This window comes from Streptomyces sp. NPDC046215, assembly GCF_040646215.1.
GTDB lineage: Bacteria > Actinomycetota > Actinomycetes > Streptomycetales > Streptomycetaceae > Streptomyces > Streptomyces stramineus.
Window position 1 is genome coordinate 13,515 of the sequence record NZ_JBEYZW010000015.1, and the last position, 25,864, is coordinate 39,378.

25 protein-coding genes are annotated in these 25,864 nt (G+C 71.2%); 10 read left to right on the forward strand and 15 right to left on the reverse strand.

What is annotated here, in order from left to right; genetic code table 11:
• Nucleotides 1-7: 7 nt before the first annotated feature.
• Genes nuoK through ABZ951_RS09325 form a run of 11 tightly spaced genes read right to left on the reverse strand, consistent with a single transcriptional unit; the run spans nt 8 to nt 10,906 of the window.
• On the reverse strand, nt 8-307 hold the full coding sequence (gene nuoK / locus ABZ951_RS09275; RefSeq protein ID WP_344087365.1) for an NADH-quinone oxidoreductase subunit NuoK: 300 nt from the start codon (nt 305-307) through the stop codon (nt 8-10).
• A complete protein-coding gene (locus ABZ951_RS09280; protein ID WP_344087362.1) occupies nt 304-1,134 on the reverse strand; it encodes an NADH-quinone oxidoreductase subunit J in 831 nt (276 codons plus the stop codon). The genes nuoK and ABZ951_RS09280 overlap by 4 nt, the downstream gene beginning before the upstream one ends.
• Entirely contained in the window at nt 1,131-1,766 is a 636-nt protein-coding gene (gene nuoI, locus ABZ951_RS09285) for an NADH-quinone oxidoreductase subunit NuoI (protein WP_344087359.1), read from the reverse strand. The genes ABZ951_RS09280 and nuoI overlap by 4 nt, the downstream gene beginning before the upstream one ends.
• On the reverse strand, nt 1,759-3,159 hold the full coding sequence (nuoH, locus tag ABZ951_RS09290; protein WP_344087356.1) for an NADH-quinone oxidoreductase subunit NuoH: 1,401 nt from the start codon (nt 3,157-3,159) through the stop codon (nt 1,759-1,761). Before nuoH ends, nuoI begins: the two co-directional genes overlap by 8 nt.
• Nucleotides 3,156-5,663: an NADH-quinone oxidoreductase subunit G gene (locus tag ABZ951_RS09295; RefSeq protein ID WP_361279540.1), complete on the reverse strand. Its 2,508-nt coding sequence runs from the start codon at nt 5,661-5,663 to the stop codon at nt 3,156-3,158. The genes nuoH and ABZ951_RS09295 overlap by 4 nt, the downstream gene beginning before the upstream one ends.
• Nucleotides 5,660-7,048 carry an NADH-quinone oxidoreductase subunit NuoF gene (gene nuoF / locus ABZ951_RS09300; protein WP_344087350.1) on the reverse strand — a complete coding sequence of 463 codons (1,389 nt, stop codon included), beginning with the start codon at nt 7,046-7,048 and terminating at the stop codon, nt 5,660-5,662. Before nuoF ends, ABZ951_RS09295 begins: the two co-directional genes overlap by 4 nt.
• Nucleotides 7,045-7,908 (reverse strand): NADH-quinone oxidoreductase subunit NuoE, encoded by an 864-nt coding sequence (nuoE, locus tag ABZ951_RS09305; RefSeq protein ID WP_344087348.1) that lies wholly within the window; start codon nt 7,906-7,908, stop codon nt 7,045-7,047. The genes nuoF and nuoE overlap by 4 nt, the downstream gene beginning before the upstream one ends.
• Nucleotides 7,905-9,227 (reverse strand): NADH-quinone oxidoreductase subunit D, encoded by a 1,323-nt coding sequence (locus ABZ951_RS09310; RefSeq protein WP_344087345.1) that lies wholly within the window; start codon nt 9,225-9,227, stop codon nt 7,905-7,907. The genes nuoE and ABZ951_RS09310 overlap by 4 nt, the downstream gene beginning before the upstream one ends.
• Nucleotides 9,227-9,979 (reverse strand): NADH-quinone oxidoreductase subunit C, encoded by a 753-nt coding sequence (locus ABZ951_RS09315; protein WP_344087342.1) that lies wholly within the window; start codon nt 9,977-9,979, stop codon nt 9,227-9,229. Before ABZ951_RS09315 ends, ABZ951_RS09310 begins: the two co-directional genes overlap by 1 nt.
• Nucleotides 9,976-10,530: an NADH-quinone oxidoreductase subunit B family protein gene (locus ABZ951_RS09320; protein WP_344087339.1), complete on the reverse strand. Its 555-nt coding sequence runs from the start codon at nt 10,528-10,530 to the stop codon at nt 9,976-9,978. The genes ABZ951_RS09315 and ABZ951_RS09320 overlap by 4 nt, the downstream gene beginning before the upstream one ends.
• Nucleotides 10,531-10,546: 16 nt before the next feature.
• Nucleotides 10,547-10,906, reverse strand: a complete 360-nt coding sequence (locus ABZ951_RS09325) for an NADH-quinone oxidoreductase subunit A (protein ID WP_344087336.1) — start codon at nt 10,904-10,906, stop codon at nt 10,547-10,549.
• Nucleotides 10,907-11,715: 809 nt separating this feature from the next.
• On the opposite strand from ABZ951_RS09325, the gene ABZ951_RS09330 reads away from it, so the two are divergent.
• The gene (locus ABZ951_RS09330) at nt 11,716-12,564 is read left to right on the forward strand and encodes a C40 family peptidase (protein ID WP_344087333.1); all 849 of its coding nucleotides are present in this window, start codon (nt 11,716-11,718) and stop codon (nt 12,562-12,564) included.
• 71 nt (nt 12,565-12,635) lie between these two features.
• Here ABZ951_RS09330 and ABZ951_RS09335 read toward each other — a convergent pair whose 3' ends face one another.
• Nucleotides 12,636-13,376: a hypothetical protein gene (locus ABZ951_RS09335; protein WP_344087330.1), complete on the reverse strand. Its 741-nt coding sequence runs from the start codon at nt 13,374-13,376 to the stop codon at nt 12,636-12,638.
• 855 nt (nt 13,377-14,231) lie between these two features.
• Between ABZ951_RS09335 and ABZ951_RS09340 the strand changes: the two genes are divergently transcribed.
• The 6 genes from ABZ951_RS09340 to ABZ951_RS09365 all read left to right on the forward strand — a co-directional run bounded on the left by ABZ951_RS09340 (nt 14,232) and on the right by ABZ951_RS09365 (nt 17,309).
• Nucleotides 14,232-15,086 (forward strand): helix-turn-helix transcriptional regulator, encoded by an 855-nt coding sequence (locus ABZ951_RS09340; RefSeq protein WP_344087327.1) that lies wholly within the window; start codon nt 14,232-14,234, stop codon nt 15,084-15,086.
• 11 nt (nt 15,087-15,097) lie between these two features.
• Nucleotides 15,098-15,298 carry a DUF397 domain-containing protein gene (locus ABZ951_RS09345; protein ID WP_344087324.1) on the forward strand — a complete coding sequence of 67 codons (201 nt, stop codon included), beginning with the start codon at nt 15,098-15,100 and terminating at the stop codon, nt 15,296-15,298.
• A 283-nt stretch (nt 15,299-15,581) separates the two neighbouring features.
• Nucleotides 15,582-16,025 carry an NUDIX domain-containing protein gene (locus ABZ951_RS09350; protein WP_344087321.1) on the forward strand — a complete coding sequence of 148 codons (444 nt, stop codon included), beginning with the start codon at nt 15,582-15,584 and terminating at the stop codon, nt 16,023-16,025.
• Between the two features lie 104 nt (nt 16,026-16,129).
• On the forward strand, nt 16,130-16,405 hold the full coding sequence (locus ABZ951_RS09355) for a DUF397 domain-containing protein (protein WP_344087318.1): 276 nt from the start codon (nt 16,130-16,132) through the stop codon (nt 16,403-16,405).
• A gap of 78 nt (nt 16,406-16,483) precedes the next feature.
• A complete protein-coding gene (locus tag ABZ951_RS09360) occupies nt 16,484-17,158 on the forward strand; it encodes a DUF397 domain-containing protein (protein ID WP_344087315.1) in 675 nt (224 codons plus the stop codon).
• Between the two features lie 28 nt (nt 17,159-17,186).
• Nucleotides 17,187-17,309 carry a hypothetical protein gene (locus tag ABZ951_RS09365; RefSeq protein ID WP_344087312.1) on the forward strand — a complete coding sequence of 41 codons (123 nt, stop codon included), beginning with the start codon at nt 17,187-17,189 and terminating at the stop codon, nt 17,307-17,309.
• Nucleotides 17,310-17,481: 172 nt separating this feature from the next.
• Here the strand turns inward: ABZ951_RS09365 and ABZ951_RS09370 are convergent, their stop codons facing one another.
• Entirely contained in the window at nt 17,482-18,843 is a 1,362-nt protein-coding gene (locus ABZ951_RS09370) for a helix-turn-helix transcriptional regulator (protein WP_344087309.1), read from the reverse strand.
• Nucleotides 18,844-19,049: 206 nt separating this feature from the next.
• On the opposite strand from ABZ951_RS09370, the gene ABZ951_RS09375 reads away from it, so the two are divergent.
• From ABZ951_RS09375 to ABZ951_RS09385, 3 genes are read left to right on the forward strand one after another with little or no spacing between them, the layout of a single operon-like run.
• On the forward strand, nt 19,050-20,051 hold the full coding sequence (locus ABZ951_RS09375) for a Gfo/Idh/MocA family oxidoreductase (RefSeq protein ID WP_344087306.1): 1,002 nt from the start codon (nt 19,050-19,052) through the stop codon (nt 20,049-20,051).
• Nucleotides 20,048-21,301: an aminotransferase class I/II-fold pyridoxal phosphate-dependent enzyme gene (locus ABZ951_RS09380; RefSeq protein WP_344087303.1), complete on the forward strand. Its 1,254-nt coding sequence runs from the start codon at nt 20,048-20,050 to the stop codon at nt 21,299-21,301. The genes ABZ951_RS09375 and ABZ951_RS09380 overlap by 4 nt, the downstream gene beginning before the upstream one ends.
• Nucleotides 21,301-21,759 (forward strand): NUDIX domain-containing protein, encoded by a 459-nt coding sequence (locus tag ABZ951_RS09385; RefSeq protein ID WP_344087300.1) that lies wholly within the window; start codon nt 21,301-21,303, stop codon nt 21,757-21,759. The genes ABZ951_RS09380 and ABZ951_RS09385 overlap by 1 nt, the downstream gene beginning before the upstream one ends.
• Before the next feature lie 268 nt (nt 21,760-22,027).
• Here the strand turns inward: ABZ951_RS09385 and ABZ951_RS09390 are convergent, their stop codons facing one another.
• Nucleotides 22,028-23,311 carry a geranylgeranyl reductase family protein gene (locus ABZ951_RS09390; protein ID WP_344087297.1) on the reverse strand — a complete coding sequence of 428 codons (1,284 nt, stop codon included), beginning with the start codon at nt 23,309-23,311 and terminating at the stop codon, nt 22,028-22,030.
• 137 nt (nt 23,312-23,448) lie between these two features.
• Nucleotides 23,449-25,818 carry a hypothetical protein gene (locus ABZ951_RS09395; RefSeq protein WP_344087294.1) on the reverse strand — a complete coding sequence of 790 codons (2,370 nt, stop codon included), beginning with the start codon at nt 25,816-25,818 and terminating at the stop codon, nt 23,449-23,451.
• Nucleotides 25,819-25,864: the final 46 nt, after the last annotated feature.

Genomic DNA, 25,864 nt, shown 5'->3' on the forward strand with positions numbered 1-25,864 from the left:
CGTCCCCTTACAGCTTCAGCAGGCTCGCGTCGTCGACCGAGGCCGAGTGGCGGGAGCGGAAGATCGTCACGATGATCGCGAGGCCGACCACGACTTCGGCCGCGGCCACGACCATCGTGAAGAACGCGATGATCTGGCCGTCCAGATTGCCGTGCAGCCGGGAGAAGGTGACGAACGCGAGATTGCAGGCGTTCAGCATCAGCTCGACGCACATGAAGACGACGATCGCGTTCCGCCGGATGAGCACGCCGGTGGCCCCGATGGTGAACAACAGGGCCGCCAGATAGAGGTAATTGACCGGGTTCACTTGCCGGCCCCCTTGGAGTCCTCGGTGCGCCCGCGCTCGGCCCAGTCCTGCGAGCGCTGCTCCAGCGCCGCCAGCTCGCCGAGCGCCTCGGCCGACACGTCACGGATCTGGCCCCGGGCCCGCAGCGTGGGGTTGACGGTGAGCTCGGACGGGGTGCCGTCCGGCAGCAGACCGGGGATGTCGACGGCGTTGTGCCGGGCGTAGACACCGGGTGCGGGCAGCGGCGGCACCTGCGCGCCGGAGCGCACGCGCGCCTCGGACAGCTCGCGCTGGCCGGCGGCCGGCGAGGTGCGCTCGCGGTGGGTGAGGACCATCGCCCCCACGGCCGCGGTGATCAGCAGGGCGCCGGTGATCTCGAAGGCGAAGACGTACTTGGTGAAGATGAGGGCCGCGAGACCCTCCACGTTCCCGCCGGCGTTGGCCTGGCCGAGCCCGTTGAAGTCCTTCAGCGAGGCGTTGGCGATGCCGGCGATGAGCAGGATGCCGAAGCCCAGCACGCACAGCCCGGCGAGCCAACGCTGGCCCTTGAGGGTCTCCTTGAGGGAGTCCGCCGCGGTGACGCCGACGAGCATGACGACGAAGAGGAAGAGCATCATGATCGCGCCGGTGTAGACGACGATCTGGACGACGCCGAGGAAATAGGCGCCGTTGGCGAGGTAGAAGACCGCCAGGACGATCATGGTGCCGGCGAGCGACAGGGCGCTGTGCACGGACTTCTTCATCAGGATCGTGGCCAGGGCCCCGATCACGGCGACGGTCCCCAGCAGCCAGAACTGCACGGCCTCGCCGGTGGAGGTGGTGTACGCGGCGGCGATCGGACCGGTCATGCCTGCTCCCCCGTCCGTCCCGCCTCGCGGAAGCCGGCGGACGCGGTGGGCTCGGGCCCCGTCCGCTGCTCCTGCTCGGGCTTCTCGCCCTTGGCGCGGGCGACCTGCCGCTCCGTGCCCGGCGCGGCCTCCGTCACCAGGCCCCGGTAGTAGTCCTTCTCCGTCATCCCCGGGAAGATCGCGTGCGGGCTGTCGACCATGCCCTCCTCCAGGCCCGAGAGCAGCTCTTCCTTGGTGTAGATGAGCGCTTCCCGGCTGGAGTCGGCCAGCTCGTACTCATTGGTCATCGTCAGCGCCCGGGTGGGGCACGCCTCGACGCACAGGCCGCACAGGATGCAGCGCAGGTAGTTGATCTGGTAGACGCGGCCGTAGCGCTCGCCGGGGGAATAGCGCTCCTCCGGGGTGTTGTCCGCGCCCTCCACGTAGATGGCGTCCGCCGGGCAGGCCCACGCGCACAGCTCGCAGCCGATGCACTTCTCCAGCCCGTCCGGGTGACGGTTGAGCTGGTGGCGGCCGTGGAAGCGGGGCGCCGTGTGCTTCTTCTCCTCGGGGTACTGCTCGGTCAGCCGTTTCTTGAACATGGCCTTGAAGGTCACGCCGAAGCCGGCCACGGGATTCTCGAAGTCAGGCACCACCGGCCTCCTTTCCCTTGCGAGGGCCGTCACTGAGAGTATCCGTGCCACCACTGACAATGAGCTCCCGGTCGTGGCGGGACGGCCGGCGCGGCACGGGGGGCAGGGTCTGGCCGGGCAGCGGCGGCACGGGGAATCCGCCCGCCATCGGGTCGAACGCCCCGTCCGGGGCCCGTCCTTCGCTCTCCTCGGCCGCCGCGCCGCGGTCACGGAAGATGTCGGCGACGAACGAAAGCAGCAGCACCGCGACGACACCGCCGCCGACGTACAGCACGATCTGCTGGAAGTCGTAGTTCTCGTTCCGCAGCGCCCGGACGGCCGCGACGAGCATCAGCCACACCATCGAGACCGGGATGAGGACCTTCCACCCCAGCTTCATGAACTGGTCGTAGCGCAGGCGCGGCAGCGTGCCGCGCAGCCAGATGAAGAAGAACAGCAGCAGCTGGAGCTTGACGACGAACCACAGCATCGGCCACCAGCCGTGGTTCGCGCCCTCCCAGAACGCCGAGATCGGGTACGGGGCCCGCCAGCCGCCCAGGAACAGCGTCACCGCGACCGCCGAGACCGTGACCATGTTGACGTACTCGGCCAGCATGAACATCGCGAACTTGATGGAGGAGTACTCGGTGTTGAAGCCGCCCACCAGGTCGCCCTCGGACTCCGGCAGGTCGAACGGCGCCCGGTTGGTCTCCCCGACCATCGCCACGATGTAGATGATGAAGGAGACGGGCAGCAGCAGCGCGTACCACCGGCCCTGCTGCGCGTCCACGATCGCCGACGTCGACATCGACCCGGAGTAAAGGAAGACCGCGGCGAACGACACGCCCATCGCGATCTCGTAGGAGATCATCTGCGCGCAGGAGCGCAACCCGCCGAGCAGCGGGTACGTCGAGCCGGAGGACCAGCCCGCCAGGACGATGCCGTAGATGCCGATCGACGCGGTGGCCAGGATGTACAGCACCGCGATCGGCAGGTCCGTCAGCTGCATCGTGGTGCGCTGGCCGAAGATGGAGATCTCGTTGCCGGCCGGGCCGAAGGGGATCACGGCGATCGCCATGAACGCCGGGATCGCCGCGACGACCGGGGCCAGGAGGTAGACCGCCTTGTCGGCGCGCTTGACGATCACATCCTCTTTCAGCATCAGCTTGATGCCGTCGGCGAGGGACTGGAGCATGCCCCAGGGCCCGTGCCGGTTGGGGCCGATGCGCAGCTGCATCCACGCGACGACCTTGCGTTCCCACACGATGGAGAACAGCACGGTCAGCATCACGAACGCGAAGCAGAACACCGCCTTGACGACCACCAGCCACCACGGGTCCCGGCCGAACAGCGACAGGTCCCCGGCGGCCAGTTGATGGAGGGAGCCCGGCTCCCACCCCGCCACCGCACTCACGATCGCACCTCCGGCGACTCGGTTCCGGCGCCCGCGTCCCCGGCGGCGCCGATCGTCACGAGCTCTCCCGGCCGGGCGCCCGTGTCGGTGGCGACGCCCCCGCCCGTGGAGTTCAGGGGGAGCCACACCACCCGGTCCGGCATGGGGGTGATCAGCAGGGGCAGCCGGACCGTGCCGGCGGGCCCGGTCACGGCCAGCGCCTCGCCGTCCCGCACGCCCGTCTCCGCCGCGGTCGCCGCGGAGAGCCGGGCCACGGCGGCGTGCCGGGTGCCGGCCAGCGCCTCGTCACCCTCCTGGAGCCGCCCCTGGTCGAGCAGCAGCCGGTGGCCCGCGAGGACGGCCTCCCCGGCACCGGGCGACGGCTGGGTGCGCACGCCCTCCACCGGGTCGGCGGCGAAGGTGCCGGACCAGGAGCCGAGCCGGTGCAGCTCGGCCCGGACGGCGTCGGTGTCCGGCAGGGCGAGGTCGATCTCCATGGCGTCGGCCAGCATGTGCAGCACCCGGGCGTCCGCGGGGACGTGGTGGCGCGTGAGCTGGTCGGGCCGGATCGCCGCCTCGAAGGGGCGGGCCCGTCCCTCCCAGTTGAGGAACGTGCCCGCTTTCTCCGCGACGGCCGCCACCGGCAGCACCACGTCCGCCCGCCGGGTCACCTCGCCGGGCCGCTGTTCCAGGCTGACGAGGAACCCGATGGAGTCCAGCGCGGCGCGCGCGCGGGCCGGGTCGGGCAGGTCCGCGAGGTCCACCCCGGCCACGAGCAGGGCGCCCAGCTCGCCACTGGCCGCGGCCTCGACGATCTGGCCGGTGTCCCGGCCCGTGGCGCGCGGCAGTTCGGCGACGCCCCAGGCGGCGGCCGTCTCCTCCCGGGCCCGCGGGTCGGTGGCGGGCCGGCCGCCGGGCAGCAGCCCGGGCAGGGCCCCGGCCTCCAGCGCTCCCCGCTCCCCCGCCCGGCGCGGGATCCACACCAGGGCCGCCCCGGTGGCGGTGGCCGCGGCCAGCGCGGCGGTCAGGGCACCGGGCACGCCCGCCAGGCGCTCGCCGACGACGATGACCGCGCCCTCGGCGCGCAGCGCCTCGGCCGCGGCCTGCCCGGCCGGGTCCAGTCCCATGGAGTCCGCGAGGGCCCGCAGCCACTCGGTCTCGGTGCCGGGCGCGGCGGGCAGCAGCGTGCCGCCCGCCTTCGCCAGGCCGCGGGTGGCGTGGGTGGCGAGGGCGAACGTGCGCTGCCCGTGCTTGCGGTGCGCCTTGCGCAGCCGCAGGAACACCCCGGGCGCTTCCTCCTCGGCCTCGATCCCGGCGAGCAGCACCGCGGGCGCCTTCTCCAGCGCCGTGTACGTCACCCCGGTGCCGTCGAGGTCCCGGCCGCGCCCGGCGACACGGGCGGCGAGGAAGTCGGCCTCCTCGCCGCTGTGCACGCGGGCCCGGAAGTCGATGTCGTGGGTGTCGAGCGCCACCCGTGCGAACTTGGCGTAGGCGTAGGCGTCCTCGACGGTCAGCCGCCCGCCGGTGAGGACCCCGGCCCGGCCGCGCGCCGCGGCCAGCCCGCGGGCCGCGGCCTCCAGCGCCTCCGGCCAGCTCGCCGGCTCCAGGGACCCCTCGGCGCTGCGGACGAGCGGGGTGGTGAGCCGGTCCGGGCGCTGGGCGTAGCGGAAGCCGAAGCGGCCCTTGTCGCACACCCATTCCTCGTTGACCTCGGGGTCGTCCGCGGCCAGCCTGCGCAGCACCTTGCCGCGCCGGTGGTCCGTGCGCGTCGCGCAGCCGCCCGCGCAGTGTTCGCACACCGACGGCGAGGAGACGAGGTCGAAGGGCCGGGAGCGGAACCGGTACGCCGCGGAGGTCAGCGCGCCGACCGGGCAGATCTGGATGGTGTTGCCGGAGAAGTAGGACTCGAAGGGGTCGCCCTCACCGGTGCCCACCTGCTGGAGCGCGCCGCGCTCCAGCAGTTCGATCATCGGGTCGCCCGCGATCTGCTGGGAGAAGCGGGTGCAGCGCGCGCACAGCACGCACCGCTCGCGGTCGAGCAGTACCTGTGCGGAGATCGGCACGGGCTTCTCGAAGGTCCGTTTGGCGCCCTCGAAGCGGGAGTCGGCCTGCCCGGCGGACATCGCCTGGTTCTGCAGCGGGCACTCGCCGCCCTTGTCGCAGACCGGGCAGTCGAGCGGGTGGTTGATGAGCAGCAGCTCCATCACCCCGCGCTGGGCCTTCTCGGCGACGGGCGAGGTCAGCTGGGTCCGCACGACCATGCCGTCCGTGCAGGTGATCGTGCAGGACGCCATCGGCTTGCGCTGGCCCTCGACCTCGACGATGCACTGCCGGCAGGCGCCGGCCGGGTCCAGGAGCGGGTGGTCGCAGAAGCGCGGGATCTCGATGCCCAGCAGCTCGGCGGCGCGGATGACGAGCGTCCCCTTGGGGACGGAGATCGCGATGCCGTCGATCGAGACGGAGACGAGGTCCTCCGGCGGAGCCACCTCGCCCCCTCCGGAAGGGGCGGACGTGGTGACGGTCATGCGTTCGCCTCCAGGGGGGAGTGCCGGGGACCGTCGGCCCACAGGGTCGACGCGGCGGGGTCGAAGGGGCAGCCCTTGCCCGTGACGTGCTGCTCGTACTCCGCGCGGAAGTACTTCAGCGAGGAGAAGATCGGGGCGGCGGCGCCGTCGCCCAGGGCGCAGAAGGACTTGCCGTTGATGTTGTCGGCGATGTCGGCGAGCTTGTCGATGTCGGACCGGCGGCCCTTGCCGGCCTCGATGTCGCGGAGCAACTGGACGAGCCAGTAGGTGCCTTCGCGGCAGGGGGTGCACTTGCCGCAGGACTCGTGCGCGTAGAACTCCGTCCAGCGGGTGACGGCCCGCACCACGCAGGTCGTCTCGTCGAAGCACTGCAGGGCCTTGGTGCCGAGCATCGACCCGGCGGCGGCGACGGCCTCGTAGTCGAGCGGCACGTCCAGGTGCTCGTCGGTGAACATGGGGGTGGACGAGCCGCCCGGGGTCCAGAACTTCAGCCGGTGGCCGGGGCGCATGCCGCCGCTCATGTCGAGCAGCTGGCGCAGTGTGATGCCGAGCGGCGCCTCGTACTGGCCGGGGCCCGCGACGTGCCCGCTGAGGGAGTAGAGCGTGAAGCCCGGGGACTTCTCGCTGCCCATCGAGCGGAACCAGTCCTTGCCGCGGTGGAGGATCGCGGGAACCGAGGCGATGGACTCCACGTTGTTCACGACAGTGGGGCAGGCGTACAGGCCCGCGACGGCGGGGAAGGGCGGCCTCAGCCGGGGCTGGCCGCGGCGCCCTTCGAGCGAGTCGAGGAGGGCGGTCTCCTCGCCGCAGATGTAGGCGCCCGCCCCGGCGTGCACGGTGATGTCGAGGTCGAGTCCGCTGCCGAGGATGTTCCGGCCGAGGTAGCCCGCCGCGTACGCCTCGCGCACGGCCTCGTGCAGCCGCCGCAGCACGGGCACGGTCTCACCGCGCAGGTAGATGAAGGCGTGCTGCGAGCGGATCGCGTGACAGGCGATCACCATGCCCTCGATGAGCGCGTGCGGGTTGGCGAAGAGCAGCGGGATGTCCTTGCAGGTGCCCGGCTCCGACTCGTCGGCGTTGACGACGAGGTAGTGCGGTTTGTTGTCGCCCTGCGGGATGAACTGCCACTTCATGCCCGTCGGGAAGCCTGCGCCGCCGCGGCCGCGCAGGCCCGCGTCCTTGACGAAGCCGATGACGTCGTCCGGGCTCATCGCGAGGGCCTTGCGCAGCCCCTCGTACCCGTCGTGCCGCCGGTAGGTCTCCAGCGTCCAGGACCGCTCGTCGTCCCAGAACGCGCTCAGCACGGGTGACAGGAGCTTCTCGGGGCCGGTGCCGCCCCCCACCTCCGGCTGGGAGGTGCCACCGTTCGCGGGTGCCACGGTCATTCCTCCCCCTCCTCGGCTACCGGCCCGGCGGGGAAGTCGGGGTCCGAGGCCGATGTCTTCTGCGGTGCGTCGTGCGAGCTCGGGTGCCGCGCGGGGTCCGGCGCGGAGACCGGCCCGCCGGGGGGCGGCGCGCCGCGCGGCGGTCCGACGCGGGCGGGCCCGCGCTCGCCCTTGGCCAGCCGCAGCCCCGCCAGGGACGCGGGCCCGGCGCCGCCGCTCGCCTCGACCGCCCCCGGCCGCTGGTCGGGGAAGCCGGCGAGGATGCGGGCCGTCTCCCGGTAGGTGCACAGGGGCGCGCCGCGCGTCGGCTCGGCGGTGCGCCCGGCGCGCAGGTCGTCGACGAGGGCCTTAGCGCTCTCGACGGTCTGGTTGTCGAAGAACTCCCAGTTGACCATCACGACGGGCGCGAAGTCGCAGGCGGCGTTGCACTCGATGTGTTCGAGGGTGACCTTGCCGTCCTCGGTCGTCCCGCCGTTGCCGACGGCGAGGTGCGCGCGCAGGGCCTCGAAGATGGCGTCGCCGCCCATCACCGCGCACAGGGTGTTGGTGCACACCCCGACCTGGTAATCGCCGCCGGCCTCGCGCCGGTACATGGTGTAGAAGGTCGACACGGCGGTCACCTCGGCGGTGGTGAGGCCCAGGACCTCGGCGCAGAAGCGGATGCCGGTGCGGGTGACGTACCCCTCCTCGGCCTGTACGAGGTGCAGCAGCGGCAGCAGGGCGCTGCGGCTGTCGGGGTAGCGGGCGATCACCTCCTCGGCGTCCGCGTCGAGCCGGGCGCGGACCTCGGCGGGGTAGTCGGGGGCGGGGAGCTGCGGCATCCCCAGCTGCACCCCTTGACTGCTCGATGCGGCACTCACCGGTCGACGCCTCCCATCACGGGGTCGATGGACGCGACGGCGACGATGACGTCGGCCACCTGGCCGCCCTCGCACATCGCCGCCATGGCCTGGAGATTGGTGAAGGAGGGGTCCCGGAAGTGGACCCGGTAGGGGCGGGTGCCGCCGTCGCTGACGACGTGCACGCCGAGCTCGCCCTTGGGGGATTCCACCGCCACGTACGCCTGCCCGGGCGGTACCCGGAAGCCTTCCGTCACCAGCTTGAAGTGGTGGATCAGGGCCTCCATCGAGGTGCCCATGATCTTCTTGATGTGGTCGAGGGAGTTGCCGAGCCCGTCCGGGCCGAGGGCCAGCTGGGCGGGCCAGGCGATCTTCTTGTCGGCCACCATGACCGGGCCGGGCGCCAACCGGTCCAGGCACTGCTCGACGATCCGCAGCGACTGCCGCATCTCCTCCAGCCGGATGAGGAAGCGCCCGTACGCGTCACAGGTGTCGGTGGTCGGGACCTCGAAGTCGTAGGTCTCGTAACCGCAGTACGGCTGGGCCTTGCGCAGGTCGTGCGGGAGGCCGGCGGAGCGCACGATCGGGCCGGTCGCGCCGAGCGCCAGGCAGCCGGCGAGGTCCAGGTAGCCGACGTCCTGCATGCGGCCCTTGAAGATGGGGTTGCCGGTGGCGAGCTTGTCGTACTCGGGGAGGTTCTTGCGCATCTTCTTGACGAACTCGCGCACGGCGTCCACCGCGCCGGGCGGCAGGTCCTGGGCCAGTCCGCCGGGCCGGATGTACGCGTGGTTCATCCGCAGCCCGGTGATCAGTTCGTAGAGGTCCAGGATCATCTCGCGGTCCCGGAAGCCGTAGATCATGATCGTGGTGGCGCCGAGCTCCATGCCTCCGGTGGCGATGGCCACCAGGTGGGAGGAGAGACGGTTCAGCTCCATCAGCATCACGCGGACGGTGGTGGCCCGGTCGGGGATGTGGTCCTCGATGCCGAGGAGCTTCTCCACGCCCAGGCAGTAGGCCGTCTCGTTGTAGAACGAGGTGAGGTAGTCCATGCGCGTGACGAAGGTGGTGCCCTGCGTCCAGTTGCGGAATTCGAGGTTCTTCTCGATGCCGGTGTGGAGGTAGCCGATGCCGCAGCGGGCCTCGGTGACGGTCTCGCCGTCGATCTCCAGGATGAGCCGGAGCACCCCGTGGGTGGAGGGGTGCTGGGGGCCCATGTTGACGATGATCCGCTCGTCGTCGGCCTGTCCGGCCGCCGCGGCGATCTCGTCCCAGTCACCGCCGGTGACGGTGTAGACCGTCCCTTCGGTGGTGTCGCGCGCGCTCGCGTGGGATGTGCTCATCAGCTGTACGACCTCCGCTGGTCCGGAGCCGGGATCCGGGCGCCCTTGTACTCGACGGGGATGCCGCCGAGGGGGTAGTCCTTGCGCTGCGGGAAGCCCTGCCAGTCGTCCGGCATCATGATCCGCGTGAGCGCCGGGTGGCCGTCGAAGACGAGGCCGAAGAAGTCGTACGTCTCGCGCTCGTGCCAGTCGTTGGTGGGGTAGACGCCGACGATCGAGGGCAGGTGCGGGTCGCTGTCGGGGACGCCGACCTCCAGCCGGATCAGCCGGTTGTGGGTGATCGAGCGCAGGTGGTAGACGGCGTGCAGCTCGCGCCCCTTGTCCTCGGGGAAGTGGACGCCGCTGACGCCCGTGCAGAGCTCGAAGCGCAGCGCGGGGTCGTCGCGCAGGGTCCGGGCGACGCGCGGCAGGTGCTCGCGGGCGATGTGGAAGGTGAGCTCGCCGCGGTCGACGACGGTCTTCTCGACGGCGTTCTCCGGGAGGAGGCCCTGTTCCTCCAGGGCGCCTTCGAGTTCGTCCGCGACCTCGTCGAACCAGCCGCCGTACGGGCGGGAGGTGCTGCCGGGCAGCCGCACGGTGCGGACGAGGCCGCCGTAGCCGGAGGTGTCGCCGCCGTTGCGGGCGCCGAACATGCCGCGCTGGACGCGGATGGCCTCGCCCTGGTCGCCGCGCTGGCCCGGGAGCTGCTGGGCGGCGCTCTCCTGGTCGGGGTTGACGCCGTTTCCTGTCGGGTCGCTCTTGGGTTCGCTCACCGCAGCAGACCCTTCATCTCGATCAGCGGCAGGGCCTTGAGTGCCGCCTGCTCGGCCTCGCGGGCGGCTTCCTCGCGGTTCACGCCGAGCTTCTCGCCCTGGATCTTCTGGTGCAGCTTCAAGATGGCGTCCAACAGCATCTCGGGGCGCGGCGGGCAGCCGGGCAGATAGATGTCGACCGGCACGATGTGGTCGACGCCCTGAACGATCGCGTAGTTGTTGAACATGCCGCCGCTGGAGGCGCAGACGCCCATGGAGATGACCCATTTGGGGTTGGGCATCTGGTCGTAGACCTGCCGCAGGACGGGCGCCATCTTCTGGCTGACCCGGCCGGCCACGATCATCAGATCGGCCTGGCGCGGCGAGCCGCGGAAGACCTCCATGCCGAAGCGGGCGAGGTCGTAGCGGCCGGCGCCGGTGGTCATCATCTCGATGGCGCAGCAGGCGAGGCCGAACGTGGCCGGGAAGACGGACGACTTGCGCACCCACCCCGCGGCCTGTTCGACGGTGGTCAGCACAAAGCCGCTGGGCAGCTTCTCTTCGAGTCCCATGGTGTGGTGTGGCCCCCTAGTCCCATTCCAGGCCGCCGCGGCGCCAGACATAGGCGTAGGCGACGAAGACGGTGAGCACGAAGAGGAGCATCTCCACGAGCCCGAACAGCCCCAGGGCGTCGAAGGAGACGGCCCAGGGGTAGAGGAAGACGATCTCGATGTCGAAGACGATGAAGAGCATCGCCGTCAGGTAGTACTTGATCGGGAAGCGCCCGCCGCCGGCCGGCTGCGGGGTCGGCTCGATGCCGCATTCGTAGGCTTCGAGCTTGGCGCGGTTGTACCTCTTGGGGCCGATGAGCGAGGCCATGACCACGGAGAAGATCGCGAAGGCCGCCCCGAGGGCTCCCAGTACGAGGATGGGCGCGTAGGCGTTCACCGCTCCTCGCTCCTTCCAGTCGACGCTGACTGCTGGCTGACCGGACCCCGGCGGGCTCACCGCCCCGGAGGAGATCGGGCGATCCTCCGCGAAGATCACCTATATGTGAGGCAGTTCACAAGCCCGGGTCGCCTGCATCCTATGCCCGTCGGTCTGTGATCTGCGACACGGGGTACGGGCTCGCGTTTGTGATCTTCACCACCTGACGAAGGATCATCAAGTCGGATGAGCGGCGATCTTCATACGCGAAGCGGTCGAGTGATCACCAGAGGTGACATTTCCGGGCTCCGGCGCCGATGGGGAGCGTGCGGCACTATCAAGCGGTGCATCATGCATGCAAATTGGCGCGCGGAGTCGTCAACTGATAAAGCAAAGCCACCCACTGAGGCGACATCAGTCAGCGGGGGCACCCGGCCGGTCGCGCGCCGACCGTCGGCCGGGCCTCCGTGCGGCACCGCCCCGCCCGTCCCGGAACCCCGTCGGCCGCCCCCTTGATCACCGGCTCGCGATCCGGTTCACGAGCGCCCGGCGGGGGTCGGTGGGGCGTGAGGTGCGCCACGCGACAAGAGGTTCGGAAGGCGTCTTCACTGGGTAGCCTCGACACGCGAGCTGCAAAGGTGATAGAGCGATCATCGATCTTCCCCGCGCCGTCAAACGCCGTGCTGAGGCGCCTGTTGACCCGCGCCGCCCTTCCGGACTCCGTGACTCCACCGTGATCAAATGTCCGAAATATAGGCGCGCACATGCCAATTGTGGCGCAGGTCACTTTTATTGAACTCAACCTGTGCGTACTGATAGTCCGTTGTTCCATGTCCCCGAACGCGCAGATAACCAGCCACCGGAAGCCCCGTCGCACGGCCACCCAGTCGTGGGTCGTCCGCACTGGTGTCGCCGGTGGCGTCCTGAGCACGCTGGCCGTGGCCGGCGCCGGTTCCGCCACCGCCGCCGAGAAGCCCACCGAGTCGACCCTGGAGATGCCGGCGGTCAACGCCACGCTCGCCACCTCCATCGCGCAGAGCGCTGCGGCCACGCAGCAGACCGCCTTCGACTACCAGGTCCGCGCCCAGCAGGACGACGCCGCGGGCAAGGCCAAGACCGACGCCAAGAAGGCGAAGGAAGAGGCCGACCGCAAGGCCGAGGCGGAGAAGAAGGCCGCCGAGGCCCAGGAGAAGCGCGACGCCGAGCAGGCCCGCGCCTCCCGCACCTCCGAGCGCTCGGCGCTCGGCACCAAGTCCGCCTCCGCCGACGACTCCGACGGCTCCGGCTCCTCCGCCGGTTCGTCCGCGAAGAAGTCGTCCGCCACGGGCAGCTCCGCCACCCTGGTGGACTACCTCCGGGCGCAGGTCGGCAAGGCGTACGTGATGGGCTCCACGGGCCCGTCCTCGTTCGACTGCTCGGGTCTGGTCATGTCGGCGTACAACCAGATCGGGATCAGCCTCCCGCGCGTCTCCCAGGACCAGTCGACGGCCGGCACGCAGGTCGGCCTCGGCAACCTCCAGGTCGGGGACATCCTCTACTGGGGCGCCGCGGGCAGCGCGCACCACGTCGGCGTCTACATCGGCGGCGGCAAGTTCATCGGCGCGCAGAACCCCAGCACCGGTGTCGTCGAGCGCGACCTCAGCTACTCCCCGCCCACGGGTGCCGTGCGCGTCATGTGACGCCCGCCCTCCCAGGGTTTCGCCGAAGGGCCGCCGCTCCCCCCGCTCGGGACGGCGGCCCTTCGCCGTGCTCAGCGCAGGCAGGGCCTGCCCATGTCGACGACGCAGCGGTCGTTCTCCCCCGGCCGGGCGTCCACGGCGCCCTGGTTGTTGTGGACGTGGACGTCGTCGTCACCGGTGCCGCCGAGGACTTCGCCGTTCTGGGTGACGGTGCCGAAGACCCTGATCACGTCGTCCTCCTCGGCGCCCTCGACCGTGCCCGAGACCTCGACCTCGTCGTCGAAGGTCAGGTTGTCGTGCCCCCGGGCCCCGCGGACGAGCGTGCGGCTCGCCATGCTGGAGCCGTTGACGAAGTGAACGGTGTCGTTGTGCTGGCCACCGCGGACGGCGCCGAGCACCAGGGCCTCGATGGTGATGGTGTCGTCGCCGAACTGACCGTCGATCGAGCCCATCGGGCCGACGGACGCGCTGTTCCCGGCGAGCGTGATGCGGTCGCCGCCGTCGCCGCCGCGGACGTTGCCGTCGATGCCCCCGGTGAGCGTGATGGTGTCCGCTCCCCCGAGCGCTTCGACGGTGTGCCCCGCGTCGAGGGACGAGCACACGATCGTGTCGTCCGCGTTGGTGCCGATGATGTCCGGGCCCGGCTGGGGGACGCCGTTGAGGGTGCAGTCGGTGGCGGCGGCGCGGGCCGCGGGCGCGGGCGCCTGTGCCGCGAGGGCGGTGGCCGGGAGCAGCAGCGCCAGCGCCACGGCGGCGAGCGGGGCGGCCCTGCGGGCCGTGCCTCTGTGCGGGTGTCTCTTTACGTGCGCCACGAGCCCAACCCCTTCGATGTCGTACAGGAAGCGGTGCCGGAGCCGATCGGAACCGGACCATCCGGATGCTGCCCAGGGACATCTGCCCGTAAAGCGGGGCGGATGCCGCACGAACGGGTGAAGCGTGGCCGCTGCGCCGGCCGCTGCGCGGGGCGGGTTGGGTCGCATCGGATCGGCGTGGGCGCGGCAGGCCCCGGCCCGTGGCGGCGCCGGGGCCTGCCGGTGTCACCGCCCGGGTGCGCCACTCAGGCCGGCACCGGTGTGGGACGTATGCCGCCCTCCCGGGCCTCCGCGGACGTCGCTGCGCGCAGGCGGTAGCGCAGAGTGGCCCGCCGCGAGGGCTTCGCGTGCCGGCCGGACGGGAGCCGCACGACCGATCCCCGTGGGACCACCAGCACCTCGGCCGGTTCGCTGTGACACCAGCACCGGAACCGGGTTCCGGGGGCGTCGAGGGGAGGTGGCGTGACCGACTGCCGAGGGCTCGGTAAGGCCCACCACGTCACCAGTAAGAACAGTCCGAGGACGCCGAGTGTCATCACCAGGACACCGGCGAGGACGTGTGCGGAGCCATCGGTTGCCCCGGCAAGGGGGTCGAGCGTGGCTGGACTCATGTTGTCTCCCAACACGGTTCGTTGACGCCGTACCGCACCGCCGTCCGTGGCTCGACCACCTCCCGGGATGCCCCAACGGGCATGCAGGTGGCTGCACTTCGGGTCTTCCCGGCGTGCGGTTCGGTACGTCGAGGACGGTAGTGGCAAGCTTGCTCCGGAGCAAGGGTGCTCACCATCCTGGTGGCCCGAGGTGGACGCGTGACACGGTTAGCAGGACACTCGCACCGGACCAGGGAAGGAACCCATGCCACCCAGAGACAACCCGACAGCTCGCCAAGCGCGACTGGGCATGGAGTTGCGCAGGCTGCGGGAGCGCGCCGGCAAGACTGCGCGCGAGGCCGCCGGACTACTCTCGACCGACCAAGCCAAGATCAGCAACATTGAGTCCGGTCGGATCGGCGTCAGCGAGGCGCGCATCCGTCGGCTCGCGGTCTTCTACATGTGCACCGACGAAGCTCTCATCGACGCGCTGTGCGCCATGGCGCGAGAGCATCGTGGGCAATTCTGGTGGGACGAGTACCGCGGCATTCTCGCGCCCGGATTCCTTGATGTGGCCGAGATGGAACACCACGCTGTATCGATCAGGTCGGTGCAAAGCGTCACCATCCCCGGTCTGTTCCAGACGGAGGAGTACGCCCGCGCCCTGTTCAGTGCGGTGCATTTGAAGCTTCCGGCGGACGAGATCGAAACGCGTGTCGAATACCGGATGCGACGGCAACAGGTCATGGCTGCTGAGGATTCAGCGCCCGTGGACGCCATCATCCATGAATCCGCCTTGCGGATGCGCTTCGGTGGCCGCAAGACCGCCCGGGCACAGCTTGAGCATGTGATGGATGTCGCGAGCCGCCCCCGCGTAACCGTTCGAGTAATCCCCTTCACGAGCGAGGACTTCATCGAAGTCACGCATCCCGTTCTTTACGCAGGTGCGCCGGTTCCTCAGCTGGACACCGTGCGCATCGACATGCCGTTCGGTGGGCGCTTCCTGAGCTCCGAGACGGAACTCCAGCGCTATCGGGAACTGATCGATATCACCGAGCGGGCCGCGCTCGACGCCGAGGAATCGAAGCAATTCATTCGCCATATCGCCCGAGACCTGTGAGAGAGCACAGAATGAGCGCACGCATCCAGTGGAAAAAGTCTTCCTTCTCCGGAGGCGGAGGAGAGGATTGCATAGAACTCGCCGACCGGGGCGACCGGATCTTGATGCGGGAGAGCGACTACCCGAACGTCGTGGCAGAACCCAGTCGAGGCAACCTTGCCACGTTCCTCCTTCGAGTGAAGGCGGGAGAGTTCGACCGTATCGCAACCTGACGCCCCATCTGCCCTGCTGAGCAGGCCCCCTTCCCGGAGCGGTAGGGGGTTTTGTCATAGAGCAGTAGGCAAGGTTGCCCCGTAGCACCCTTGCCGTCCTGCGCCGGCGAGCGCTACCTTCGCTCTGCGTCGCCGATGCAGGTGGGCCCGCATCGGCGACGTAACTCCCCCTGCCCGCACAGCGGTTACGGCCGGGGGAGCCCGCGCGGCGCCGCCCGTCTTCCCGCTCCAGGAGAACGCGGCGGCGTCGCCCCGCTCACCACTTGAGGAGTGCGCGAGGCCGATGAAGACAGCAACGGCGACGCAGACCAGGCCCTTTCGTCCCACAGTCGCCCTCGCGCACGTCACCGACGACGCGGGCCGAACCCTCCTTCTGAAAGTCCGCGACAGTCACACCTGGGTCCTGCCCGGCGGATCCGTCGTCCCGGGGGAATCCGCAGCCGACGCCGTCGCGTACCACCTGCGGCACGCGCTCCGGCTGCCGTTGCGGCCGGACCGCAGAACCTCGTGGGGCCTGAGCACCAAGATCCCGGACGACCCCCGCAGGGGGTGGCTCGTCCTCTACCCGTGCGGAACGCTGAGCGCCGAGGAGATCAACCGCATCTCCCTCCCCGAGGTGGCCGTGCCGAAGATCCTGGCCTTCACCTTCGCAGAGCCCACGGAACTCCGGCGCCGCCTCCGCAGCGACCACCTGACTCTGCTCGCACAAGCGGGCGCGTGCGCGTAGGGCCCGCGCGGCCCGTCACCCCGGCGTGGTCTTGTGGTCGAGCCGAGGCAAGCGCACCGTATGCAACTCAAGGCAAGTGACCGTCGACCGGAGAGGAAGAACCGATGGCCGTTCCTGTGCAGCTATGGGGCAGCACACGCTTGACCCTCGACGCGAGCGGTCACGCGGTCGAAGAGAACAGAACGACCGCAAGCGTTCAGTGGCAGAAGTCTTCGTTCTCCGAGGCGCAGGGACAGTGCGTGGAAGTTGCCAACCAGGGTGGCCAGATCTTGATGCGCGAGAGTGACCACCCGAACACCGTGGCAAGGCTCGGTCGAGGCGACCTTACCGCGCTCCTCCGTCAAGTGAAAGCGGGAGAGTTCGACCGTCTCGCGGCATAAAGGGCGCACCCCCATGACCGCTGAAACCTTCGCCGTCCTGCGGCGCCGCCTCGTCGAGCAGCTCGTCGGTGAGGGCTGTTGCACGACCCGGAGCTGCGCCACGCCGCCGAGACCGTTCCCCGTGACACGTTCCTCGGGCGCGCGGTCTACCGGCCGAGTGACCCGCCGGGCGTCACGGTGTGGACCCCCGCACGCCGTGACGATGTGTCCGCTGTGGAATGGCTGCGCCTCACCTACCAGAACACGACGTGGGTGACGCAGATCGACGGCGTGCTCGCCGAGGACGCCGCCGGCCCCGTCACCGGCGGCACCGGTGCGGGACGTATGGATCACGCACTGCGTGCGGCGCTCACAAAGGCTGCGCTACGGATGCGCTTCGGTGGTAGGGCGGCCTTGGCTCGCAAGCGACTTGGGCATCTGCTCGCCTTGTCGGAGTGCCCGAACGTCGCTCGCCGCTTATCGAGACCTCCTCTCCGCCATGGAGAGAAGTACGCTGACGTCAAAACGGTCACGAGACACCGTTCGAGAAATCGCGCAAAGTCTACGAAGGGGCCGAAAATGCAGGAAACCGCTTGGCAGAAGTCATCTTTTTGCGGCGGAGGCGGGAACAACTGTGTGGAGATACGCTCCGGGGCTGAATCCGTTCACATCCGGGAGAGCGAACGACCCGCGCTCGTCCTCAGCAGCACCCGCGAACGACTCGCGCTGCTCTTCGAAGGCGTCAAGACGGACAGGCTTGACCGCCTGATCTGATGACGCGGCCCGCCGAGAGGGAAACCCGATGGCCGTTGTTGCGCAGCCAGGGGGCATCCTCGCCTTCGCGTTCGTAGAACCCGCCGAACTGCGGCAGCGCCTCGGGAGCGACCACCTCACCCGGCTCGCACAAACGGGCGCCTGCGCGTGAAGTCCACGGCCGCCCCGCCGGTCCCCGAAAGGCCCGGCGGGCCGGGTGGCTCTCGACGTTACGAGCGCGGCGCCACCTTGCTCAGCCCACGATCATGCCCTGGCCGGGGCCGGAGGCGGGTATGCGCGGTCGCCATGCGGCAGCGCCGAGCGGGACGCCGTCAGCCCGGCGGTCAGGTGAGGACGCCGACACGGGCTGCGAGTCCGCGGAGTTCGGTGGTGGTCCGCCCGGAGACCAGCAACCCGGAGACCAGAGATTTGACCGCGGGTCGGGCGTGGGTTTCCTCGGGGGCATGGTGTTCGGCGGCCAGCAGTGCGCGGATGCATGCCTCGCGGCGGTTCCAGCGCGCGCAGGCGGTGGCGATGTCGGTGTAGTAGCGGGCCCGGCGTTCTGTGCTCGGCAGGCTCCCCGGTGCGACGGACTTCGCGGCGGCGAGCGCGGCGGAGGGGTCGCCTGCGGAGTTCTCGGCGGAGATGCGGTGGAGCTGGACGGTGGTGGGGCTGAAGCCGCCGCCGTGGTCGCGCAGCAGCGTGCCGCCGAGTTCCTTGGCAATGGCGGCGGCCTCGTCGGTCAGTTCCCGCATCCCGGCGGCGTCGCCGGCCCGGGCGGCGGTGTAGGCGGCGGACTGGATCAGCAGGCCGCGCTCGGCTGCGTGGTTCGGACCGCCGCCGTGCAGGCTGGGATGGTCGGCGGCGGTGAGAGCGAGGGACATGGCCTGCTCGTGCCACTGCGCTTTACGGGCGAGGACGGCGAGCTGGCGGGCGGCTTCGGCGACCAGGAGGACGTCACCGGCTGCTTGGGCGCTCTGGCGGGCGCGGTCGGCGGCCATCCAGCCGAGCTGCTGCTCGTCGAGCTTGATCAGCATGCGGGTGGCCAGCAGATAGCTCTGGGCCAGCAGTGTGCCTCCGTCATCGCTCGCGTGGCCGGCCTGGATGAGCCGGGGCAGGCGTACGGCGAGGCTGCCGTAGCGGCAGGTGTGGAAGTCGGCCAGGGCGCGCGCGAGGTCGGTATGCACAACGGCCGTGGGCGGGACAGTGATGCCGGTGTGGAAGCCGAGCATCGCGTCGCGGACGCGGCCGACGAGCACCTCGCCGAGCGCGGCCTCGCTCACCGGCGTCCCGCCGCCCGGCAGGATGGGGGTGCCGACGGCTGCGGCGGCGGTGACCGCGAGGTTCGCCAGCAACTGCCTGCGCCGCACCCCACCCTCACCGTCCTCCCGAGTCGTACCCACCAGCCTAGGGCCGGGGAGGCGCGGGTAGGCGGTGGTCGGCCCGACCACCTGCCCGTGCCGGACGTCGGGCCGGGGAGTCAGGCCGAGCGCCTGGGGCGCGATGGAGAGCGCGTCGGCGAAGCGCCGCAGCACCGTCATATCTGTCAGCGGCGAGATGCCGCGCTCGTACCGGGAGACCTGGGCGGCGGAGTAGCCGGTCATTGCCCCGAGCTGGGCCAGCGTCAGCCGCTGTTCCTTGCGCGTGCGGCGGACCAGCCCGCCGGAGCCACCGTCCGCCGTCGGCCGTGCTCTGACCGTATCCATACCGTCCCCGCTCGTATCCGAGAGGCGCGCAGCCCCTCACCGTAGCGGTGTCCGCCGGGCTGGGGCAGAGGCCTTGCGCCGGATGCAAGCGGCTTTGCGTGCCCCGGCAGCGGCCCTGCCGCCCGCTCGGCGGGCCGCGGTCTCCTCGAAGGGCAGGTGGCCCGCAGACGGCGGACCGCCGCCTCGCCTTCGAAGAGATGTGAGCGATGAGCGCACTGAAGAGGGCCGCCGTAGTAGGACTCGGCGACCAGTCCCAGGCAGAACACCTTCCCGCGCTGGCCGAATGCCGGCTCGCCGAGCTCGCCGCCGTGTGCGATATAGACCCGCAGCGCGCGGCTGTCCAGTCCGGCAAGTGGCAAGTGCCCGGCTTCACCGACCTCGGGCGCCTGCTGGGCGAGGTGCGGCCGGACTTCGTCGTCGCCGCGGTGCCGCACCACGCCGGCCGGCACGTCATCGAGACATGTGCCCGGGCGGGGGTGCACGTGATGAAGGAAAAGCCGTTCGCCACCAACCCGCACGAGGCCGCCGAACTGGCCGCCCTGTGTGAGAAGACGGGCATCGAACTGATGGTCACCGTCCAGCGCCGCCTCCACCCCCTCTACGCGGCCGCCGCCGGGCTGCTGGAACAAATCGGCACCCCGTACCTGATCGAAGGCCGGTACACCTTCCACTGCCCCGACCCGGCCTCCGGCTGGCGCGGCCAGACCGAGCTCGCCGGGGGCGGGTGCCTGACAGACATGGGCTACCACCTGATCGACCTGCTGATCTGGTATCTCGGCCTGCCCGACCGGCTGCTCGCCGACACCTCGGCCGCCGCCGCACCGGACGCCGACTACGACGCCGAGGACACCGCCATGGTCCACCTCGCATACGACTCCGGCTTGTACGGGTCGCTGCTGGTCTCCCGCTCCGCAGGTCCCAAGACCGAGCGCCTGGCCATCACCGGGCCGCACGGCACCGTCGTCATCGAGCGCGGCGCCGTGCGCCGCCTCGATGCGGCCGGGCGGGTGGTCGAGTCGCTGCTGCGCGAACCGGCCTGGCCGTGCGCGCCCACCGCACAGATCGACCGCTTCTGCCGCGTCCTGAACGGCACCAGCCCCAACCCCTCAGGTCCGGCCGTGCACCTGCCGCATGCCGCGTTCCTGGCCGCCGCCTACGCCTCCAAGGCCACCAGCCTTCCTGCCGATCCGAAGGAGTTTCTGACATGAACGACTCCCCGCTCGCCCTGCTCGGCGGTGAACCCGCCATCACCACCCCCGGCCCGCATTTCACCTGGCCGCCCATCGCCGAACCCGACCGCGAGGCAGTGGCCGCCCAACTGGAGGCGGCCGTCTCGATCCCGGACCGCTCTGGCGTCGTGGCCGAGCTGGAGGGCGCGCTCGCCTCGTACCTCGGTGTGCAGCACGTCGTGACCACCTGCACGGGGACGGCCGCACTGCACTCGATGTACGCGGCGGCCGGGATCGGCCCGGGCGACGAGGTGATCGTCCCGGCGCTCACCTTCCATGCGACGGCCACCCCGCTGTTCCACCTCGGCGCCCACGCCGTCCTCGCCGACGTGGACGAGTCAGGACAGCTCGACCTCGACGACGCCGCCCGCCGCATCACCGCCCGCACAAAGGCCATGGTCGCTGTGCACCTGTGGGGGATGCCCGAGGACATGGACGCCCTCGTCTCCTTTACTGACGCGCACAACCTGATGCTGCTGGAGGACGGCTCCCACGCCCACGGCGCGACCTGGAACAGCAAACGCGCCGGTACCTTCGGGGCCGCCGCAGCGTTCAGTCTCAACGGGCCCAAGCCGCTGTCCGCCGGCGAAGGCGGCTTCGTGGCCACGGACGACAGCGAACTGTACTTCCGGGTCCTGTTGCACGGCCAGTACAACAAGCGGTGCCGCCGCGAGATCCCCGCCAACCACCCGCTCGCGCGCTACGCCGTCACCGGCATGGGCCTCAAACTGCGCATCCACCCCCTCGCCGCCGCCCTCGCCCATGCCCAATTGCCCCGCCTGGACGGCTATCTCGCCGGGCGCCAGGCCACCGCGGCCCGGATGTGCGCGGCCTTGGACGAGGTGCCCGGTGTCCGCATGCCGCGCGTCTCCGCCTCGGCCGGGCCGTCCTGGTACGCGCTGCCACTGCGCTACGAGCCGGCCGAGCTCGGCGGGCTCCCGCTCCAGCGGTTCTTCGACGCCGTCCACGCCGAAGGCGCCACCGAGGCGGACCAACCCGGCTCCACCCGCCCGCTCGCCACCCATCCGCTGTTCCAGAACCCCGGAGCCCTGCTGCCCGGCTACGCTGAGCGCCGGAACCCCGCACCGGGGGACTTCCCCGGTGCCGAGCACGTGTACACAACGACCCTCAAGCTTCCCGTCTGGCACCTGGACGAGGACGTCCCCCTCGCCGACGCCTACACCCAGGCCATCGTCAAAGTCGCCGCCCACCACGAGGACCTCCTGTGATGCGACCCGTCGACACCGCCCTCCTCGAAGATCTCACCCGCGCCGCCGCACGCGACGGCATCGTCAAGACCGTCGTCGGCGCCGTCATCACGGACGAGGCCGGAAAGGTACTGCTGCTGCACCGCCCGGCCGACGACTACCTCGGTGGCCTGTGGGAGCTCCCCTCCGGCGGCGTCGACCGCGGTGAGAGCCTGACCGAGGCCCTGCGGCGCGAGGTCGCCGAAGAGACCGGGTTGACCGTCGCCGCCGTCGGCGACTACCTCGGCCACTTCGACTACCGCTCCGGCAGTGGACGCGCGACCCGCCAGTTCAACTTCACCGCCGCCGTCACCGAGACCGGCGAGACGGTCAAGCTCACCGAGCACGACGCGCACCTATGGGCCGGCCGCACCCAGCAGAACCAGGTCTCCAGCGCCGTCCAGGCCGTTCTCGACATCTGGCGCGACCGAACCGCCTGACCGACGCCCGACCTCGGCGGAGGACGGCCCGGCCCGCCGCTGCACGGGGCGGCGCCTGGAGAGCGGCGTGCGCGCTGCGCTGAGGCTGTGGCCGGACGTCTCCGCCGCCGGTGCAAGCCGTGCCGGGCGGCACCCGCTCGGCACGGTCTACTGCGGCCACTGCACGTCCCTCTCACGCCGGCTGCCCGCGTCGCACACGTCCCGGACGGTGCCGGTGTGAGGCTTGGAGCGCAACGACACAACACCGCCCGCCGGGCGGCTCTCGACGTCACGAGCGCGGCGCCACCTTGCTCAGCCCGTTGATGATGCGATCCATCGCGTCGCCGCCCGTCGGGTCCGTCAGGTTCGCCAGCATCTTCAGCGTGAACTTCATCAGCAGCGGGTGCGTCAGGCCCCGCTCGGCGGCCAGCCGCATGATCTTCGGGTTGCCGATGAGCTTCACGAAGGCCCGGCCGAGCGTGTAGTAGCCGCCGTAGGTGTCCTTGAGGACCTTGGGGTAGCGCTGGAGGGCCAGCTCGCGCTGGGCGTACGAGGCGCGGCCGTGGGCCTGGACGATGACGTCCGCGGCGATCTGCCCGGACTCCATGGCGTACGCGATGCCCTCGCCGTTGAACGGGTTGACCAGGCCGCCCGCGTCGCCCACCAGCAGCAGGCCGCGCGTGTAGTGCGGCTGGCGGTTGAAGGCCATCGGCAGGGCGGCGCCGCGGATCGGGCCGGTCATGTTCTCCGGGGTGTAGCCCCACTCCTCCGGCATGGACGCGCACCACGCCTTGAGGACCTCGCGCCAGTCCAGCTCCTTGAAGGAGTCGGACGTGTTGAGGACGCCGAGCCCGACGTTGCTCGTCCCGTCGCCCATGCCGAAGATCCAGCCGTAGCCGGGGAGCAGCCGGTCCTGCGGGCCGCGCCGGTCCCACAGCTCCAGCCACGACTCCAGGTAGTCGTCCTCGTGGCGCGGGGAGGTGAAGTACGTCCGCACGGCCACGCCCATCGGGCGGTCGTCGCGCCGGTGCAGACCCATGGCCAGGGACAGGCGCGTGGAGTTGCCGTCGGCGGCGACGACGAGCGGGGCGTGGAAGGTGACCGGGGTCTTGTCCTCGCCGAGCTTGGCGTGGACGCCGGTGATCCGGCCCGTGCGGTCGTCGATGACCGGGGCGCCGACGTTGCAGCGCTCGTACAGCCGGGCGCCGGCCTTCTCCGCGTTCCGGGCGAGCTGCTCGTCGAAGTCGTCCCGCTTGCGGACCAGGCCGTAGTCGGGGAAGGACGCCAGGTCCGGCCAGTCGAGCTGGAGGCGGACGCCGCCGCCGATGATGCGCAGGCCCTTGTTGCGCAGCCAGCCCGCTTCCTCGGAGATGTCGATGCCCATGGAGATGAGCTGCTTGGTGGCGCGGGGGGTCAGCCCGTCACCGCACACCTTCTCGCGCGGGAACGCCGTCTTCTCCAGCAGCAGGACGTCGAGGCCGGACTTCGCCAGGTGGTAGGCGGTCGCGGAGCCCGCCGGGCCGGCCCCGACGACGATCACATCTGCGCTGTGTTCGGTAGGGGACTCGGTCACGGTGGGGACTCCCGAAGCTCGGCTGTGTGCGTGCGCCGGCCAGGCCGGGCACCGGACGTGAGAAGTCTATGGGGGCGGTCGCAGCCGGGAGATAAGGGTCGCCCTCTGCCGCGCACCGCCCCTCCGTCAGTGCCCGCTCACCCGAAGTCGACGGGGATGACCGACCAGGTGGACACGGCGGTGTCGAACACCGTCCGGCTACCGGACCACTGGTCGTCGCGCGACTGGAAGTACACCGCGTACTCGGTGCCCGCCTCGTTCACGTACGCCTGGTCGACGGCGTGCATGGTGCGGCCGGTGTCCCGCTCGGTCCAGGTGAACTCCCAGCGGGCGCCCGGCTGCCCCTGGAAGGTGTTCTTGGTGAGGGACACCCGCTTGAAGGTGGGGTTGCGGTCCTTCAGGCCCTTCTCCAGCTCCTCGAAGTGCGCGTACGCGGACTGCGGGCTCTTCACCACCATCCCGACCCTGAGGTACGCGCCACCCGTGGGCGCCGTGAAATCGGTCTGCATGCTGCCCTTCGCCTCGCGGTTCCAGCCGTCCGGCACCGCGAAGGTGAAGCCGAGCGGGTCGGTGCGCAGGGCGTAGCCCGCGGGCGCGGAGGCCGAACCCGACGGCACCGGAGAGGCCGACCCGGACGGCTCGGACGACGCGGACGCGGACGGCGACGCGGACGGCGAGCCGAAGGGGCTCGGCGAGGGCGCCGGGCCCTGGGACGGGCCGGTGACCACGGGCTTGTCGTCCTTGGCGACGGCTTGGTCCTCCTTGCCGTGCTTCTTGCCGTCCTTGCCCTGGGTCAGCAGCACCCCACCGGCGGCGGCACCGCCCACGAGGAAGGCGGCCGCGCCGACGGCCACCCAGCGCAGGGTGCGCCGGCGGCGGTCCGGTGCGGCGTGCGGGAAGCCGAAGGCGTCGGTGGCCGGGGCGGGAGCCGGGACGGACTGCCGCGCGGGGACCACCGGCGCGGGCTGAACGAACTGAGCCGGCGGGGCGGCAGGAGCGGCAGGGGCAGCAGGGGCGGGCGCGGCAGTCGGCGGCACCGGAGGCGCCGAAGGCATCGGCTGCGCCCCGAACGGCGCGCCCGGCGCGAAGGGGCTCCCCCCTCCCGGCCCGCCGGACGGCGTCCCGGCGCCCCGGCCCGTACGGTCCAGGAAGGATGCCACGAGCACCGCGCCCGCCGTCCACAGCAGCCCGAACAGCAGCAGCTCGGCGGAGTCCGTGCCGACCTCGGCGTCAGCGGAACGCGAACCGCCGAAGCCGAACCGCGTGCCCGCCGACATTTCGAACCCGCCACCGGACACGAGCGACAGCAGCCACAGCGCGGCGAAGAAGAACCCGCCGGCCAGCACGTGTTCCCGCCGGTCGGCCGAGCGGCGGGCCGCCACGACCGCGAGGAGCAGCGCACACGCCAGGCCCAGGACCACCGCGCCCACCTGCGCCCAGTCGCCCGCCGCCTCACCGAGCTCGGAGAGCCCGAACGTCCCGTCGTCCTGGCTGCCGTGCTCGCTGGACGACCCCTTCACCCCGGCGCCCCAGCTCACGCCGATCGCCATCAGCGCCAGGTTGACCAGCACCAGCAGCGAGGCCAGCACGGTCGTGCCGCCCACCTCGTCCTGGTGCGAGGCGAGGACGACGAACACGACGACCGCGCACAGCGCCACCGCCAGACCCAGCGCCCGCAGAGCCGTGCCCCACGCCCGCACGGCCATCCGCGCGCCCTCGCCCAGCCGGGCGGTGAGCTCCTCGCGGCACAGCACCGATCCGCTCACCGCACCCGCCAGCGCGCCCGCGCACAGCGCCGCGAGGCCGGGGGTGGTGGAGACCTCGATGCCGTCGAGGTCCGGCTTCCCGAGCAGACCGAGCACCAGCACGGTCCCCGCGCTCAGCAGCGCGATCCGCAGCGTCTCCTCCGCACCGCCGCCCGCGCCCGCCGGCCGGGTGCGGCGCAGCCCGCGCGCGCCGACGGCCACGGCCGCCGCCCACAGCAGGGTCACCGTCAGGGGCCAGACGGACACCGAGCCCTTGCCGCGGAGGAACAGCGAGACGAACCCGCCGCCCTGCCGCGTCTCCACCTCCAGGGTGGCGCCGAGCCCCTGGAGCAGCAGGGTGATCGCGGCCTGGAAGCGGGAGCCCCAGTCGGAGAGCCCCGCCTGGTCGTAGTCGTCGGGGGCCGACGGCACCGACACGAAGAGCGCGAGGACGAGCAGCAGGGCCGTCGGCCACAGCACCGCCCTGGCCGCGCCCGCCCAGCCGCCGCCGAGGGCCCGGCGCAGGAACAGCCCCACGGGCGACGGCTGCCCGTACCCGCCCGGGGGCGCGTACGACGGTGGCGGCGGGCTGCCGGGCAGGGGTGGCAGGGCCGGTGGGGCACCGGGGGCGGGAGGTGCGGCGGGAGCGGGCGGTGCGGCCGCCGGGACCGCGGCCTGTGCCGCTCGTTCCCGGCCGCACTTCATGCAGAAGCGGGCTTCCGGGGCGAACGGGGTGTCACAGGCAGGGCAGGACAAGGGCATGGAAATGCTCCGGGGTCAGGCGTGACGTGCGGCGGGGGCGGCCCTT

What these genes read in the sequence shown, in the direction of transcription:
- ABZ951_RS09375 (WP_344087306.1), top strand. Translation starts at nt 19,050, where the DNA reads ATGAGCGCACTGAAGAGGGCCGCCGTAGTAGGACTCGGCGACCAGTCC.
- ABZ951_RS09295 (WP_361279540.1), bottom strand. Translation starts at nt 5,663, where the DNA reads ATGACCGTCACCACGTCCGCCCCTTCCGGAGGGGGCGAGGTGGCTCCG.
- ABZ951_RS09385 (WP_344087300.1), top strand. Translation starts at nt 21,301, where the DNA reads ATGCGACCCGTCGACACCGCCCTCCTCGAAGATCTCACCCGCGCCGCC.
- ABZ951_RS09310 (WP_344087345.1), bottom strand. Translation starts at nt 9,227, where the DNA reads ATGAGCACATCCCACGCGAGCGCGCGCGACACCACCGAAGGGACGGTC.
- ABZ951_RS09350 (WP_344087321.1), top strand. Translation starts at nt 15,582, where the DNA reads ATGAAGACAGCAACGGCGACGCAGACCAGGCCCTTTCGTCCCACAGTC.
- ABZ951_RS09340 (WP_344087327.1), top strand. Translation starts at nt 14,232, where the DNA reads ATGCCACCCAGAGACAACCCGACAGCTCGCCAAGCGCGACTGGGCATG.
- ABZ951_RS09320 (WP_344087339.1), bottom strand. Translation starts at nt 10,530, where the DNA reads ATGGGACTCGAAGAGAAGCTGCCCAGCGGCTTTGTGCTGACCACCGTC.
- ABZ951_RS09355 (WP_344087318.1), top strand. Translation starts at nt 16,130, where the DNA reads ATGGCCGTTCCTGTGCAGCTATGGGGCAGCACACGCTTGACCCTCGAC.
- nuoF (WP_344087350.1), bottom strand. Translation starts at nt 7,048, where the DNA reads ATGACCGTGGCACCCGCGAACGGTGGCACCTCCCAGCCGGAGGTGGGG.
- ABZ951_RS09330 (WP_344087333.1), top strand. Translation starts at nt 11,716, where the DNA reads ATGTCCCCGAACGCGCAGATAACCAGCCACCGGAAGCCCCGTCGCACG.
- ABZ951_RS09280 (WP_344087362.1), bottom strand. Translation starts at nt 1,134, where the DNA reads ATGACCGGTCCGATCGCCGCCGCGTACACCACCTCCACCGGCGAGGCC.
- ABZ951_RS09365 (WP_344087312.1), top strand. Translation starts at nt 17,187, where the DNA reads ATGGCCGTTGTTGCGCAGCCAGGGGGCATCCTCGCCTTCGCGTTCGTA.
- ABZ951_RS09345 (WP_344087324.1), top strand. Translation starts at nt 15,098, where the DNA reads ATGAGCGCACGCATCCAGTGGAAAAAGTCTTCCTTCTCCGGAGGCGGA.
- ABZ951_RS09395 (WP_344087294.1), bottom strand. Translation starts at nt 25,818, where the DNA reads ATGCCCTTGTCCTGCCCTGCCTGTGACACCCCGTTCGCCCCGGAAGCC.
- ABZ951_RS09370 (WP_344087309.1), bottom strand. Translation starts at nt 18,843, where the DNA reads ATGGATACGGTCAGAGCACGGCCGACGGCGGACGGTGGCTCCGGCGGG.
- ABZ951_RS09380 (WP_344087303.1), top strand. Translation starts at nt 20,048, where the DNA reads ATGAACGACTCCCCGCTCGCCCTGCTCGGCGGTGAACCCGCCATCACC.